Below are 14,776 nucleotides of genomic sequence, written 5' to 3'. Positions count from 1 at the left end.
AGTGAACAGGGTAAGAAAGCCAATTACCCAAAATTCTATCGACAATCATTAGACAAACTAGCAAAAGCACAACGCATTCTATCCAAACGCAAGAAAGGTTCTGCACGTTGGAATAAGCAACGACTGGTAGTGGCTAAGTTGCATGAAAAAGTAGCGAACCAGCGCAGAAACTTTCTTCATCATAAATCAAAAGAATTAGCAACAAACTATGACGCTGTGATTATTGAAGATTTAGACATGAAAGGTATGTCTAAAGCCCTTCGCTTTGGAAAAAGCGTTCATGATAACGGTTGGGGCATGTTCACTACTTTCTTAGCGTACAAGCTAAAAGAACGAGGAAAACAGCTTATCAAAATTGATAAATGGTTTCCCTCTACTAAGAGATGTTCATGTTGTGGTGCTGAAAAGAGAATGCCCTTGTCTGAACGTACATACCATTGTTCTTGTGGTTTTGTGCTAGAACGTGACCACAATGCCGCAATCAACATTAAAAACGAAGGGTTACGCTTATTAGCATAGAAACAAAAACTCTTGGAACGAGAGGGTTAGCTCGGTCATTTTTCGTTGGCTAGTAAAAGCAACGATAAGTCGAGAAGCCCCCACTTCAAGTAGACCGTAAGGTTAACTAAGTGGTGGGTAGTTCACATAATCGTTACTTTACAAATTAATACTTTTGAACCTATGTCTTTTTCAGGTGAACACATGCCGAAATTTCAAAAAATTCTCATTTATTTTACTTTTTTTATCTAACTGTTCTTTTACTTTTTTTATGCGATAATCGATTAACATTATATATAATAGGAGGGGTCTTATGTTTTTTATGGAGTCAAAACGGATTGGAACAGTCATTGTCGGAGCTTTATTAGTTGCAGTGGGGTTAAACTTCTTCCTCATTAATGCCAACGTCTACTCAAGTGGGTTCGCTGGTGTCGCACAATTGATTTCCACCGTCGCTCAACAGTTTTTAGGCCTCAACTGGGGAACCGGTGTTTTACTCCTTTTTCTCAACATTCCTGTATTAATTTTAGGCTGGTTTAAAGTAGGAAAAGGATTTACGATTTATAGTATTATTTCGGTCGGCTTTACGACATTCTTTCTAGAAATACTTCCTGTCATTTCTTTAACAGATGATATCATTTTAAATGCGGTAGCAGGAGGAACGTTAATCGGAGTCGGTATTGGAATTACGATGAAATTAGGTGCTTCTACAGGAGGTATGGATATCGTCGTCATGCTTCTCGCGCGCATTAAAGATCGCCCTGTCGGCATTTACTTTTTTGCGATGAACGCGGTCATCGTCTTCTGTGCGGGTCTGTTATTCGAACCAGCTAACGCATTGTATACGATGGTCGGCTTGTACTTAACGTCTAAAGTGATCGATGCGATTCATACGAGCCACGAAAAACTTACGGTCTTCATCATTACCGAAAATGGCGAAGCGTTACAAAAGGCCATTCATGAACGGATGGTGCGTGGTATTACGGTCATGCCTGCGATGGGTGCATATACGAAACGAGAAAAAGATATGCTGTATCTCGTCGTCACACGTTACGAGCTTTATGACTTAGAACAAATTATTAAAGAAATCGACCCGTTCGCTTTCACGAACGTCGTGCAAACGGTCAATGTGTTCGGCTTCTTCCGAAAAGAAGGCGAAAGCTTGCAAGAAATGGAAGCGAGACGATACGCTCAAAGCTAAAAAAGCGCTACGACTTTTACAGTCGCAGCGCTTTTCTTTTATTTCGATGTCGCTTTTTCGATCGCTTGATCTAAATCAGCGATAATGTCTTCAACCGATTCTAAACCGATTGATAAACGAATTAACTCTTCTGGGACTCCTGCTTTTTTCAAATCTTCTTCTGATAATTGTTGGTGAGTTGTCGAAGCTGGGTGAATGATCAATGACTTCGCATCTCCAACGTTTGCTACGTGTGAGAAGATTTCCACGTTATCGATGACGTCACGTCCTGCATCACGTCCTCCTTTAATACCGAAGACGACGATTGAACCGTAACCGTTTTTCAAATATTTTTTCGCTAAGTCATGAGATGGGTGATCTTCAAGACCTGGATATGTGACCCACTCGACTTGCGGATGGTTTTGTAAGTGCTTCGCTACTTTCAATGCGTTTTCGTTATGACGGTCAACGCGTAAGTGTAACGTTTCAAGACCTTGTAAGAAGTTGAATGCACTATCAGGATCGAGCGCTGGACCGAAGTCACGCAACAATTGAACGCGCAATTTCGTTGCAAATGCCGCTTGCGGTACGTCTACACCGTAACGAATGCCGTGATATGACTCATCCGGCTCTGTGAAGTAAGGGAAACGTCCTTGCGTCCAGTCAAATTTCCCTGCGTCTACAACGACACCACCGATTGTCGTACCGTGTCCACCGATCAATTTTGTCGCTGAATGGATGACGACGTCCGCTCCGTGCTCAATCGGATTCAAGCCGTATGGTGAAGGGAATGTATTGTCTACGAGCAATGGTAAGCCATTGTCATGTGCGATTTTTGCAATCGCTTCGATATCGAGAACGTGAAGCCCTGGATTACCGATCGTTTCAGCGAAAATTGCACGCGTCTTATCTGTAATTGCCGCTTCATACGCTTTCGGGTCCGTAACGTCCACTAATTTCACTGTAATGCCGTAGCGTGGAAGTGTCGTCGTGAATAAGTTATATGTACCTCCGTACAAGTTGCTCGCTGCGATAATTTCGTCTCCTGCACTCGCAATATTTAAAATTGAAAATGCGATAGCTGCCATTCCTGAAGAAAGAGCAACCGCTGCTGTTCCACCTTCTGCCTGTGCAACGCGGTCTTCAAAGACGCCCACTGTTGGGTTCATAATACGTGTATAAATGTTACCCGTTTCTTTTAAAGCGAATAAGTCTTGTGCGTGTTGTGAGTTTTTAAATACGTAAGATGTCGTGCGGTGAATAGGAACAGCAAGTGATCCTGTATTCGGGTCTGGTTCTTGTCCTGCGTGAAGTAAAATTGTTTCTTTGCCATAATTTTTTGTCATTGAAATTCCCTCCTAGTCATTGATGGAACGAGCTTTGGGGAGATTCAATCTAAATTGAAAACCCCCTTCTCAAAATAAGAAGAGGGTTGTAAGTTCTGTTCGCCTCCCCTTATCTTCCAGGTAGTCAAACCTGTAGGAAGTAGCACCTTTGTGAAATTTCACCGGTTGCCGGGCATCATAGGGCCTAGTCCCTCCGCCTCTCTGGATAAGAGTGTTGTTATGTCGTTTTCCATCTTGTGACATAGTATATAATTAAACCTTTTCGAAAGTCAAGAGAAATTATAAAATATTTAGAATATTGTTTTTTATTCACGTTTGAAGGCCTTATTTAGTATACTGAAAAGAAAAAGGAGGCGATTTTAATGCTTCTATGGAGTAGTATTGCGATTGTCCTCGGTTATTTATTCGGTTCCTTACACGGCTCAATCTTGGCAAGTCGCTTATCTGGGCGCAACTTAAAAGAACTCGGAACGAAAAATGCAGGCGCTTCAAATGCCTTTATCGAACTCGGAAAAGGATACGGCATATTAGTTGCTGTCGTCGATATCGCGAAAGGAGCGATTGCGATTGGGGTTATCGCATGGTTACTTCAGCAATTTTCGACTATTGAGACAGATTCATTATTTTTCTTTTATACACTCACTGGAACATTTGCCGTCATCGGTCATAACTTTTCCGTATGGATGAAATTTAACGGCGGAAAAGGAACGGCGACGATGATCGGTATGATGCTCGCTCTCGATTGGCATTGGGGGTTGTTTGCACTCGTCGCATTCCTCATCATTACGTGGTTAACTGACTATATCGTGATCGGTGGACTCATGTTGTATCTCGTTTTAATTGTCGAAACGTTAACGAAGCATTCCGTCCTAAGCTTTTGGGTCGCGCTCGGGCTGTTAGTCGTGATGATTTATCAACACCGAGAAAACTTTGAACGCATCCACTTAAAAACAGAAAAGCGCGTATCTGCTGCTTTTCGCTCGAAATAGAAATGGTCCGCCTCACGAATTTCGTGGGCGGACTTTTTTTAAGAGTGGTGAACCGCGCAACGGTTCGGACCAATCTCCAACTCTTGCCATTCTTCAATTGACGCTTCTTCCATACCGCGATTCAATTCTACAATACGTTCAAAGTTCGGTGGCTTCACAGAACTTGCTGAACGTTCTACTTGCGATAAAAATTCTTCTTTTGACGCTTCAAACATTTTCTCATTTTGCTGACGAATGGCACCTAACGTATTTCCGATGTAGCGACTTTCGTTCAACTCGGTTTTTAAATCGGCATAATGTCCCGGTAAGACGATGACATCATCTGCAATTTGAGCGACTTTCGATTGAACGGTATCGAATAAATCTTCCGCCCATTCGCGCACTTTATTCCCTAAATCTGGGCGACCGAGACCACTAACGAAAATCGTATCTCCCGAAAAGAGCAAGCGATCATTGACGAAAAATGAGACGCTTCCCGGTGTATGTCCAGGTGTTTTCACTGCGAGCACTTCTAACTTCACTTGCTCAAAGCGAATTTCATCATGATTTTCTAAAGGTTCAAAGTCGAACACTGCTCCTTCGCTTTTCATAATGTAATATTGTGCACCTGTTTCGTTTGCTAACATGCGCCCTCCTGAAATGTGGTCCGCATGTAAATGCGAGTCAACGATATGTGTAATGCGAGCACCGTGCTCTTTCGCAAAGTTTACATATACGTCTGTAAATCGTGCTGGGTCGACGACGAGTGCTTCCTCTCCTGAAATGACCATGTATGAGAGACAACCTTTTCCGATACGGATAAACTGGTAAACATCGACATCCTCATCTTCGTACACTTTAACAGGAGCTAACTCTTCACTCCACGTCTGCATACCACCTTGTAAATAAGAAACATCATACCCGAGCGGTTCAAGCAATTCCGCAGCGTACACGGACGAAATTTCTTTCGCGCATACGACTAGAATCGGACGGTCTTTCGGAAGTTCTTCAATATGTGCCTCCGGATTTTCTTTCATCTCACTGTAAGGTACGTTGTACGAACATACTTCTGGACCTTCTATTTTCCAATCAGCGAACGCATCGCGCGAGCGCACGTCTAATACGCAAATCTCTTCTCTATTTAAAATCGCTTCCGCCACTTCCGTAGCAGTTCTCGGTTGTACTGTCATGAACAATTCCTCCGTTCTTTATTTTCATTATCATATCGAGCGTATTTTCACTCGTCAACTAACGTGTTTATCATTTGACGAAAAAAATCCTCTCAACACAATCGTCGAGAGGATCGATTTTAAAATTAACGACTTTTCACAAGTAAATCCACTGCTTCTTGAACAATTTCCTCTTGTGTTTTCGGCTCTTCACTATCGGTTTGTTGAATGCAATCAATCAAGTTAGAACTGACGATAACACCGATTGTACGGTCGATTGCGGAACGAGCGGCCGTAAGCTGAGTGACGACATCTTTACATTCTTTTTGCTCTTCCATCATGCGCAAAATGCCTTTAATTTGGCCTTCTACACGTTTGAGACGGTTTCGGATTTTTGCATCATAATCCGTCATTTGGATCGCCTCCTATTCGTTTATTCTTACATTTATTGTATACCCCTTAAGGTATGAAGTCAAAATTTTTGATTGCGGGGTAAAAACATTACAACATGCATTATAACCGATTTTGTGGTATAATCATAGTGAGTTGATAGGGATTATCTAATTCAAATACAACCTTACTGTCGTCGTCCATCGTATGTTTCGGACGATTTTTTAACTTTCGACGCACTAAGGTGAGGGAGGGAATTCGATTGTCATTTCCAAGACGGGAAAAAAAGGTTTCGGATTTCGTCGCAGCACGCCAAGTGGATGAGAAAATTGCATTCGTTCGAAACGACCACGAAGTGACCGGCACGATTCATAAAATTTTAGAAAACTCAGTCATCGTTCGTATCTCTGATCGCGATGCCGAGTTGATCGGAGCACCATCCGATTTAACAGTCGTTGCCCATAAAAACTATTCGGTCGTGTAATACGAAAATTCCTCTATACGAGAATGTATGGAGGAATTTTTTTGCATAATTATGTTATTATAGTATTGCTTAAATATGTTTTAAAAGGAGAATGGCTATGAAACAAACATTGATTGATCGCCTCTCAACGTATGCAAAAATCGACACGCAATCTGATGACGCAAGTACGACGACCCCTTCTACTCCAGGACAATGGGATTTGTTGCATTTGTTGCAAGATGAGATGAAAGAAATCGGCTTACAACAGATTACGTTAGATGAAAACGGTTACTTGTTCGGTACACTCCCTTCTAATGTTGAAGGGAAAACACCGACGATTGGACTGCTCGCCCACGTCGATACGGCGACAGACTATACAGGAAAAAATGTACAACCACAAATTCATGAAAACTATGACGGGAAAGATATTAAACTGAATGAAGATGTCGTAATGCATGTTGCAGACTTCCCGAACTTAAAAAATTATGTCGGTCATACGTTAATGACGACAGATGGCACGACGTTACTCGGTGCCGACAATAAAGCGGGAATTGCAGAAATTATGACGGCGATGGAATTTTTAATCGAACATCCTGAAATTCCTCGCCCTACATTCCGCATCGGCTTTACACCGGATGAAGAGATCGGCCGTGGCCCTCACAAATTCGACGTCGAGGCATTCGCTGCTGACTTCGCTTATACGATGGACGGTGGTCCAATCGGAGAACTTCAGTATGAAAGCTTCAATGCTGCCGCTGCGACGGTGACATTCCGTGGTGTCAATATTCACCCTGGGACAGCAAAAAATAAAATGGTCAATTCGATTTTAATTTCGCATGAATTTCAAAAAAGAATGCCAGAAGATGCGGTTCCTGAAAAGACAGATGGTTATGATGGTTTCATTTACTTAATGGACGTTCAAGGAACGACGGAAGAAACGACTCTTTCTTACATCATTCGAGACTTCGATCGCGATGCTTTTGAAGAGAAAAAACAGTACATGTACGAGGTCGAAAAAGAACTTCAACAATTGTACGGAAAATCCTCTGTCCAAGTAAACATTGAAGATCAATATTTCAATATGCGTGAAAAAATTGAACCCGTGATGGAGATTGTCGATGCTGTCGAACAAATTATGATTCAACTCGGCATAAAACCGATTATCGAACCGATTCGCGGTGGCACAGATGGCTCACAACTTTCTTATATGGGCTTACCGACGCCAAATATTTTCACAGGTGGAGAAAACTACCATGGGAAATATGAATTCATTTCAATCGACAATATGGAAAAAGCAGTAGAAGTCATTATTGAAATTAGTAAACATTTCGCTAAAGCGCAATAATTGAAAAGACGTCAAACGAAGTTAAACATTCGTTTGACGTCTTTTTTAAATAATAAAGCCTAAGCGCTTCGCTTCAAATGTAAGTTCTTCTCGAAACTTTGGATGTGCGATTTGAATAAGTGCTTCCGTTCTCGCTTGAATGGACTTTCCGTACAATTTTGCGACACCGTATTCCGTCACGATATGATCGACGTCATTTTTGCTCGTCGTCACGACAGAACCTTTCGTTAAATGAGGCATAATGCGTGACACTTCACCATTTTTCGCCGTCGAATGCATGCAAATATAGCCTCTCCCCCGCTTCGCAAAATGGACAGCACGCGCAAAGTCCGCTTGTCCTCCCGTAGAAGAGTAATACGTCCCGCCAATCGTTTCTGAAGCGCATTGACCGTAAAAATCGACTTCTGTCGTCGCATTAATGGAAACGATATTATCTTCTTTCGCAATTTCCATCGGATGGTTGACGATATCGACAGGGAGTAATTCGATCACTGGATTATGATGCAAAAATCGATGGAGACGTTCCGTACCTAATGCGAACGTTCCGATTAACTTCCCACGATTCGTCATTTTCGCTGAGCCATCGATGACACCCGCCTTCACTAAATCGACGATCCCGTCTGAAATTAACTCACTATGTAACCCTAAACTGCGGTGATGTTTCAATTTATGTGTGACAGCATTCGGAATCGAGCCGATCCCAATTTGTAACGTATCACCATCTCGAACACGTTCCGCAATAAAATCCGCAATTTGCAAATCCGCTTCCCGAATGCGCGGTTCTGGTACTTCAATTAAAGGCACGTGATGCTCGACGTATCCTTTCACTTGGCTAATATGAATTTGATTGCCGCCAAATGTGCGTGGCATATGTTCATTCACTTCCACATAAAACGGTACTTTTCCAATCAATGGCGAAATATATTCTGCTTGCGTTCCTAACGAAAAATACCCGTGTTCATCGATCGGTGAAACGACAGCTAATACCGCTGATAAATGTGTCGACTGACGCAATATTTTAGGCATTTCATGAAAGACGTTCGGAACGAGTTCAATATGACCATCTAAATAAGCTTGCCGATTCGCACCACTTAAAAAATAAGATACGTGCGTTAAATGGCCTTTCATTTTGCCATACATATAATCTCTTTGTTGAACGGGTAAAATTTGATGAATTTTCACACGTTCTAATTGTTTATGTTCTTCTTCTAACCAATCTAATAAAAGGCGTGGCTCCCCATGCCCTAAAGGTAAAATTAAATCTGCAAAAGGTTCAATCTTGTCAATAAACTGTTGTTTCGTTAATCTCTTTGACATCTGGTACTAACACCAACTTTCAATATCGATTATATTTATCTTACAATACTTTCAAGCACGGTCAATACATAATTGTCACATCTATAAAAAAACCACAAACATATCATATGCTTGTGGTTCATTTTTAAACGGTTTTCGTCACCGCTTTTTTAATATCTTGTCGATGTTCATAAATATTTTTCACGATCGCTCGAATGACGGCATACGTCGGAATCGCAATTAAAATTCCGAGGAACCCTGCGATATTTCCAGCAGCTAAAATGAGTGTAATGACCGTAAGTGGGTGAATCGACAATGTTTTCCCCATAACGTTCGGCGTAATTAAGTTACTATCCGTCTGTTGGGCAATGAGTGTGACGACTCCGACCCAAATGACGAGCGAAGGCTCTTGTAAAAACCCGATAATAATAGCAGGTACGACCGCAATCCAAGGACCGATAAACGGAATTAAATTCATAAACAATGCAAAAATCGCAAGCAATAACGCATATTCCAAACCGATCAATGAATACCCGATAAAAATTAACGTCGCTAAAATGGCACTAATTAAAAACTGGCCTTGAATGTAGTTTTTCAATACGTCGTTAATATCTTTCATCGTTTTCTCGACCCAACGTTTACGTTCGCCGGTGAAAAATTGCGTGACGAACGGAATGAACTTCTCATGATCTTTCAACATGAAAATAAAGAAAAACGGAACGAGAATGAGTAAAAACATCGCTTGGAAAAATGATTGTAAAAATTGCACGATCCATTTCCCAAAACCGAGGGCGACATCTTGTAGTGAGTCTGCCGCTTCATCGATTGCTGTCTTCACATTGTCTGGTAAGTCTTTACGCTGTTCTAATGCGTAATCTTTAACTCCTTCCAATTCTTTCGCTAAGCCTGGCGCATTTTTCACAAATGTGTTCACCTGTTCTCCTACAGGAGGACCGATGATTGCGATAAAGATCCATATGATCAGACCAAGCCCTGCTAAAATGGACAAAATACTCGCCCATCTCGGAAATTTACGCTTTTCTAAAAAATGCTGAATCGGTTCCGTCATATAAAATAAAACGCCCCCTAACAATAGCGGGAAGAAAATCGTTTTCGCTATAATGATGAAAGGTGTAAATAAAAAGCTAATGCTTAAAAAGTATTTTACAATTAAAATAGCAAGTAATATTCCTACCCCTACTTGAAACCAACGTTTATTCGTCATGGCAACCTCCTAATACATTCGATGTCTTTAGTATACCTGTTTTTTCAAATTTTCGTTTCTTTTATGTGTTTAGATTGCAAAAAATGTGGAATACGTATTGTAGAAACTTTTCCAGAGGAGGAAATGAACATGAGTGAATTCAAAAATAAAGCGAAAGGTACTTTCAATGAATTAAAAGGGGAAGCAAAACAAAAATTAGGTAAAGCGATGGACGATACTTCAATGCAAGCGGACGGCTTAAAAGACGAAGTGAAAGGAAAAGCTCAAAAGAAAATGGGCGAAGTACAAGGCGATGCGAAAGAAGCATACAGTGAAGCGAAAAAAGATGTCGTCGACAAAGTGGACGAATTAAAAGAACGTTACGTCGACAAAAAAGAATCAAAATAATGTTTATTTTTAACGACTTTCCGAAAGAAGTCTCCCATCCTCAAGGAGTGTAAAGGTGCGAATAGCACCAATGAGTAGGTGGGAGATGAATTTCGGTTGGCTTTAGCCAAAGAATTTGGTAAAATATAGACATAATGTTCTTTGACAACTGGATATATGGAGTTGCATACGGAAATAAGAGCGAAAACCAAGCCCCTCGTATGCGTAAAATATCCAAGGTACTAAAAACATTGCGTATCAGTAGGGTTGGAATGCCCCGAATTCACGCTCGTGGAGAACACATAAGACTTGCTTGCAAGCTATGTTCGTGGAAGCGAGAAGCCCCCACTTCAAACGAAGTTAAGTGGTGGGTAGTTCACAAGCTGTTGTTTGCATGAGAGGCAAATGACAGTTTTTTTGTGTCTTTAAAAACAAAAAATTCTGCTTTCCGATCCAAGATGGAAAAGCAGAATTCATTTATTTATGAGCACGTACGAGATCCATCGGTGTAACGATGCCTAGTAATTTTTCTTTTTTTCGGCCATTTTCTGTAATGAGTAAAGCTTCGATTCGATTACCAGACGTAACACCTTTTTGGAAAATCTCTACCGCTTCATAAATCGGCATATTTTGACGGACGAAACGATAGGATTTTTTACGTTTCTCATGTTGGTGAATGTCGCGGAGTTTTGGGATTTTTCCTTTCGGCATTCCTTCTGTCATTCGATCTGATAACCAGTATGTAATTCCCATTGCTGTAATCATTCCTATAAAATTTTGTTTATCATAAAGCGGAAATTGATTGAACTTTTGTTCGCGAATGAGTCGCAAACCGACTAATAAAGAGTCATCCGCTTGTAGCGTAACGACCTTTCTCCGGAACAAATTACCTACGGTCACAGGTTTCGTAATTTTTCTTGCAATTTGTTCAATTTTTTGTACGACTTTATGATGAGGTTCTGCGATAACGTAAGCTTGTTCTGTACGATCATGAACAATCGCATTGCGCAGTTCTGCAAATTCGCGTAAATCATGCTCATATCGGCGAACGACTGCATTGTGACGGCGTGCGCAATCGATTAACTTAAAGAAAGGCATATTCGTTGAATTACACATTTTTTTCATCGCAGCGTCAATTCGATTGAATGCAATGATGTAACGTTCAGAATTTTTCATCTTCTCAACTCCAACCTTTTTCTTACAGTATAGCATACGCTTTTTTAACTATCTATTCTGTTTTTTCAAATATTTTCATTAAATTAATGTCATTAAGCAAGAAGCTTGTTCTTTTAATTGCTTCGCTTCTTGTAAAATATTTTCAAAATCTTGTTGTGTTTTCTTAATTTGATTCTCATTTTCTACGACAGTACTATGAATATTTAATACACCGCTCGACATTTCTTCTACTTCTTTCGTAATCGCATCGACGCTTTTTCTCACTTCAATAATCGATTTCTCTACATTTTCGGACAGTTTACGAACTTCTCCTGCTACGACGCTAAAACCACGTCCGTGTTCACCGGCACGCGCCGCTTCAATAGCTGCGTTTAATGCGAGTAAATTCGTTTGAGCCGCAATTTCTCGAATCGTTTGAACAACTTTTTGAATATCTTCTGTGCGGGAGACGAGTGTCGTAATCGTCGATTCATTACTTGCTGATATCGTCGACACTTCGTGAATGCTCTTCTGTAAATAGTCGCTTCCTTGAATCCCTTGCTCTGAACTTTCATTCAAGTTTTCAGACATGTTGCGTAAGTTTTCGGTTACTTCTTTCACATTATTTGTACGTTCTGTAATGTCAAATGCGACTTTCATGACGTATTTCACACGTCGACGATCATCAAAAACAGGCATATATGTCGCCTCTAGCCAAATACTATCTCCGTTCGCATGGCGACGTTCGATTTTATCGACGAATGCTGTTCCGCGTAATAAGTTATTCCAAAAGCTCACATATTCTCGACTCTTCACAAATTCAGGAAAACAAAATTCTTGGTGATTTTTATGTAAAATTTGCTCTTGTGAATAACCTACCGCATTCGCAAACTTTTCTGAAGCATACACTACTTCATGGTCTTCATTAAAAATAATTAACGCTAAGTTTCGATCCATCGTATTTAATAACATTTCATTCGCTTCTAACTGCAATACATTCATTGACTAATCCTCCAGTTTTCTTATACTCTCTCGTTCATTATTCCCGTTTTCACAAATTATAACCTTTCATCCCCTAACTCTTTTCCGCATTCATGTTATAATATCGTGTCGGTTAGGAGGAATTATAATGAAAAATGCGATTTATCCTTTACTCATCGTTTTTGCGGCGAGTTGTTACGGGATTTTATCGACCATCATAAAATTATCTATTCAAGATGGCTTTACAGCTTCACAAGCTGTAACGAGCCAATATTATGTAGGTCTCTTTATTACTATCGTACTCTTTTTAGTGTTTAAAAGGTCTAAACCACAATGGGGCGGTGGAAAAACGTTAATTTTTGCAGGTTTGTTCACAGCGACGACAGGAACGGTTTACGGACAAGCTGTCGAATATATGCCCGCTTCACTTGCTGTCGTCATGTTATTCCAATTCACTTGGATTGGTATGTTATTCGATTGTATCGCGAATCGACGTTTTCCAACGCGTCCTGAATTACTTTCTCTCATCTTACTGTTTACCGGAACGATTTTAGCTGCAGGTGTCATCGATGTAGACTTATCTATTATCCCTTGGCAAGGTTGGGCATGGGGAATGGCCTCAGCGATTAGCTTCTCTTCATTCGTCATGGTCAATTCCAAACAAGTAGAAGGAATGGACACATTAACTCGTCTCCTCTTCACTTCTATTTTTGCAGCTATTTTCATCACATTGTTCCAAGACCCTGAAATCGTATGGGATGGTACATTATTCGGTGGAGGACTTTGGAAATACGGGCTCATTTTAGGATTCTTCGGGATTGTCGTTCCTATTTATCTATTCTCTATCGCAGTACCGAAAGTTGGCGCTGGTATGAGTTCTATTTTAAGTGCGATGGAATTGCCTGTAGCCATTATCGCGTCTATGTTACTTTTAGGCGAACGTTTAACAGCTTTGCAGTTTTTAGGAATTGCGATTATTTTAATCGGCATGACTTTCCCTACGATTATGCAACAATTGAAACAGAAAAAACGGCAACAAACTTAAATGAAAATGAGTTTAAAAAGAAGTGTGTGATCTCTTCACACTTCTTTTTTTGTGTATCTATTTACAATTTCTACTATACTAGTAAGAGAATCATTGTAGTTTTATGAGGAGGCCGTGAAATGACAGAACGATTGTATTACAAAGATGCGTATGAAACGACATTTGAAGCGAATGTGATAAAACAAGAAGAAGACGAGCAAGGGCTCTACGTCGTACTCGACCGCACTGCTTTCTATCCGACAGGCGGCGGACAACCCCATGATATGGGATACTTGAATAATAGTATCGTACATAATGTAGAAGAAATAAAAGGTGAAATCCGTCACTATATGGATACAACCTTAGAAGATGAGCGAGTATTAGGCGTCATCGATTGGGAAAGACGCTTTGACTACATGCAGCAACATAGTGCGCAACATATCGTCACCGCCATTTTCCATGATATTTTAGGTTATGAAACCGATAGTTTCCACTTAGGAAATGAAGTCGTCACGATCGATCTTATGACCGAACAAGTTTCGACAAAGGAAATAATCCGAGCTGAACAGATGGCCAACGAAGTCGTCTTACGCAACATTCCGATTGAGACCTTTTGGGTGACAGAAGAAGAATTAGCGAATTATCCACTCCGTAGTGAGATTAAAGCACATGACAACATCCGACTCGTCATCATTCCAGAAATCGACTACAACGGCTGTGGCGGAACGCACCCGAAAGCAACGAATGAAATTCAACTCATCAAATTGCTCGGAACAGAACGCATGAAGAAAAAAACGAGACTCTCATTCATCGCAGGTCGCCGTGCGCTCGTCCATTACGCTTTACAAAACGAGCGCATAAAACGTTGCGCACAACTTCTCGAAACTTCTGAAACTCGCGTCGTACCGAAAATTGAGCGGTGGATTGAAGAAAGAGAAGAACAAGAACAGCTCATTCGAGATATGCGTAAGCAATTACTCGATGTCGAAGCGACAGAGCTACTGCAAAATTCCGAGCAACTCATTACCGCGACATTCAAAAATCGTCCACTTCAGGAAATTCAAGCACTCGCTACAAAAATTGTGGAACAGCGAACGAGCGCAGTTGTCTTATTTACGACAACGAACGATGAACTTGTCCAACTCATTGCGATGCGTGGAGAGGATGCCCTACCGAATATGCGGGAGTTCGGAAAAGAAATCTTCCCATTATTTGAAGGTCGTGGCGGGGGGAGCCCTAAATTCATTCAAGGCGGGGGACCAAAAGTAAATATCAGCGCCCAACAGTTACTAGATGAAATGATTACCCGTATTTCCCTCGTCTAACGACAAAAATCCTCCCGTCCTTACCGGACAGGAGGATTTTTAAAA

The 14,776-nt window shown here is 40.9% G+C and carries 15 protein-coding genes and 1 riboswitch; of the genes, 8 read left to right on the top strand and 7 right to left on the bottom strand.

Annotated elements, in window-relative coordinates:
- Window positions 1-519: RNA-guided endonuclease InsQ/TnpB family protein (locus ACFQ0V_RS00255; RefSeq protein WP_381008565.1), on the top strand; the 519-nt coding region annotated here is incomplete at its 5' end.
- Between the two features lie 292 nt (window positions 520-811).
- The gene (locus ACFQ0V_RS00250) at window positions 812-1,699 is read left to right on the top strand and encodes a YitT family protein (protein WP_381008563.1); all 888 of its coding nucleotides are present in this window, start codon (window positions 812-814) and stop codon (window positions 1,697-1,699) included.
- A gap of 38 nt (window positions 1,700-1,737) precedes the next feature.
- On the opposite strand, the gene ACFQ0V_RS00245 is transcribed toward ACFQ0V_RS00250, so the two are convergent.
- Complete coding sequence (locus ACFQ0V_RS00245) at window positions 1,738-3,024, bottom strand: O-acetylhomoserine aminocarboxypropyltransferase/cysteine synthase family protein (RefSeq protein ID WP_381008562.1); 1,287 nt, start codon at window positions 3,022-3,024, stop codon at window positions 1,738-1,740.
- Between the two features lie 106 nt (window positions 3,025-3,130).
- Window positions 3,131-3,236: riboswitch (SAM riboswitch) on the bottom strand.
- A 150-nt stretch (window positions 3,237-3,386) separates the two neighbouring features.
- On the opposite strand from ACFQ0V_RS00245, the gene ACFQ0V_RS00240 reads away from it, so the two are divergent.
- Window positions 3,387-4,013, top strand: a complete 627-nt coding sequence (locus tag ACFQ0V_RS00240) for a glycerol-3-phosphate acyltransferase (protein WP_381008560.1) — start codon at window positions 3,387-3,389, stop codon at window positions 4,011-4,013.
- Between the two features lie 38 nt (window positions 4,014-4,051).
- On the opposite strand, the gene ACFQ0V_RS00235 is transcribed toward ACFQ0V_RS00240, so the two are convergent.
- Both ACFQ0V_RS00235 and ACFQ0V_RS00230 read right to left on the bottom strand, forming a co-directional pair.
- Complete coding sequence (locus tag ACFQ0V_RS00235) at window positions 4,052-5,182, bottom strand: MBL fold metallo-hydrolase (protein WP_381008559.1); 1,131 nt, start codon at window positions 5,180-5,182, stop codon at window positions 4,052-4,054.
- A 125-nt stretch (window positions 5,183-5,307) separates the two neighbouring features.
- On the bottom strand, window positions 5,308-5,574 hold the full coding sequence (locus tag ACFQ0V_RS00230; protein WP_381008557.1) for a metal-sensitive transcriptional regulator: 267 nt from the start codon (window positions 5,572-5,574) through the stop codon (window positions 5,308-5,310).
- Between the two features lie 239 nt (window positions 5,575-5,813).
- Here ACFQ0V_RS00230 and ACFQ0V_RS00225 point away from each other — a divergent pair, with 239 nt between their 5' ends.
- Window positions 5,814-6,035, top strand: coding sequence for a DUF2187 family protein (locus tag ACFQ0V_RS00225; protein WP_194563015.1), 222 nt, complete (start codon window positions 5,814-5,816; stop codon window positions 6,033-6,035).
- A 97-nt stretch (window positions 6,036-6,132) separates the two neighbouring features.
- Window positions 6,133-7,359 (top strand): peptidase T, encoded by a 1,227-nt coding sequence (pepT, locus tag ACFQ0V_RS00220; protein ID WP_381008555.1) that lies wholly within the window; start codon window positions 6,133-6,135, stop codon window positions 7,357-7,359.
- Window positions 7,360-7,404: 45 nt separating this feature from the next.
- On the opposite strand, the gene ACFQ0V_RS00215 is transcribed toward pepT, so the two are convergent.
- Together ACFQ0V_RS00215 and ACFQ0V_RS00210 are read right to left on the bottom strand one after the other, a co-directional pair.
- Complete coding sequence (locus ACFQ0V_RS00215; protein ID WP_381008554.1) at window positions 7,405-8,676, bottom strand: acetyl-CoA hydrolase/transferase family protein; 1,272 nt, start codon at window positions 8,674-8,676, stop codon at window positions 7,405-7,407.
- A 124-nt stretch (window positions 8,677-8,800) separates the two neighbouring features.
- Window positions 8,801-9,880: an AI-2E family transporter gene (locus ACFQ0V_RS00210; protein WP_381008552.1), complete on the bottom strand. Its 1,080-nt coding sequence runs from the start codon at window positions 9,878-9,880 to the stop codon at window positions 8,801-8,803.
- 129 nt (window positions 9,881-10,009) lie between these two features.
- Here ACFQ0V_RS00210 and ACFQ0V_RS00205 point away from each other — a divergent pair, with 129 nt between their 5' ends.
- Window positions 10,010-10,267 (top strand): CsbD family protein, encoded by a 258-nt coding sequence (locus tag ACFQ0V_RS00205; protein ID WP_381008550.1) that lies wholly within the window; start codon window positions 10,010-10,012, stop codon window positions 10,265-10,267.
- A 456-nt stretch (window positions 10,268-10,723) separates the two neighbouring features.
- On the opposite strand, the gene ACFQ0V_RS00200 is transcribed toward ACFQ0V_RS00205, so the two are convergent.
- Window positions 10,724-11,422: a CBS domain-containing protein gene (locus ACFQ0V_RS00200; RefSeq protein WP_381008548.1), complete on the bottom strand. Its 699-nt coding sequence runs from the start codon at window positions 11,420-11,422 to the stop codon at window positions 10,724-10,726.
- 78 nt (window positions 11,423-11,500) lie between these two features.
- Entirely contained in the window at window positions 11,501-12,403 is a 903-nt protein-coding gene (locus tag ACFQ0V_RS00195; protein ID WP_381008546.1) for a methyl-accepting chemotaxis protein, read from the bottom strand.
- Between the two features lie 127 nt (window positions 12,404-12,530).
- Here ACFQ0V_RS00195 and ACFQ0V_RS00190 point away from each other — a divergent pair, with 127 nt between their 5' ends.
- Both ACFQ0V_RS00190 and ACFQ0V_RS00185 read left to right on the top strand, forming a co-directional pair.
- Window positions 12,531-13,427: an EamA family transporter gene (locus tag ACFQ0V_RS00190; RefSeq protein WP_381008545.1), complete on the top strand. Its 897-nt coding sequence runs from the start codon at window positions 12,531-12,533 to the stop codon at window positions 13,425-13,427.
- Window positions 13,428-13,546: 119 nt separating this feature from the next.
- On the top strand, window positions 13,547-14,731 hold the full coding sequence (locus ACFQ0V_RS00185) for an alanyl-tRNA editing protein (protein WP_381008543.1): 1,185 nt from the start codon (window positions 13,547-13,549) through the stop codon (window positions 14,729-14,731).
- The last annotated feature ends 45 nt before the right edge of the window (window positions 14,732-14,776 follow it).

This window comes from Savagea faecisuis, assembly GCF_042675605.1.
In the GTDB taxonomy this organism is placed as follows: domain Bacteria; phylum Bacillota; class Bacilli; order Bacillales_A; family Planococcaceae; genus Savagea; species Savagea faecisuis.
Note: the sequence above shows the minus strand (reverse complement) of the source record. Positions and strands in the feature narration are given on the sequence as shown.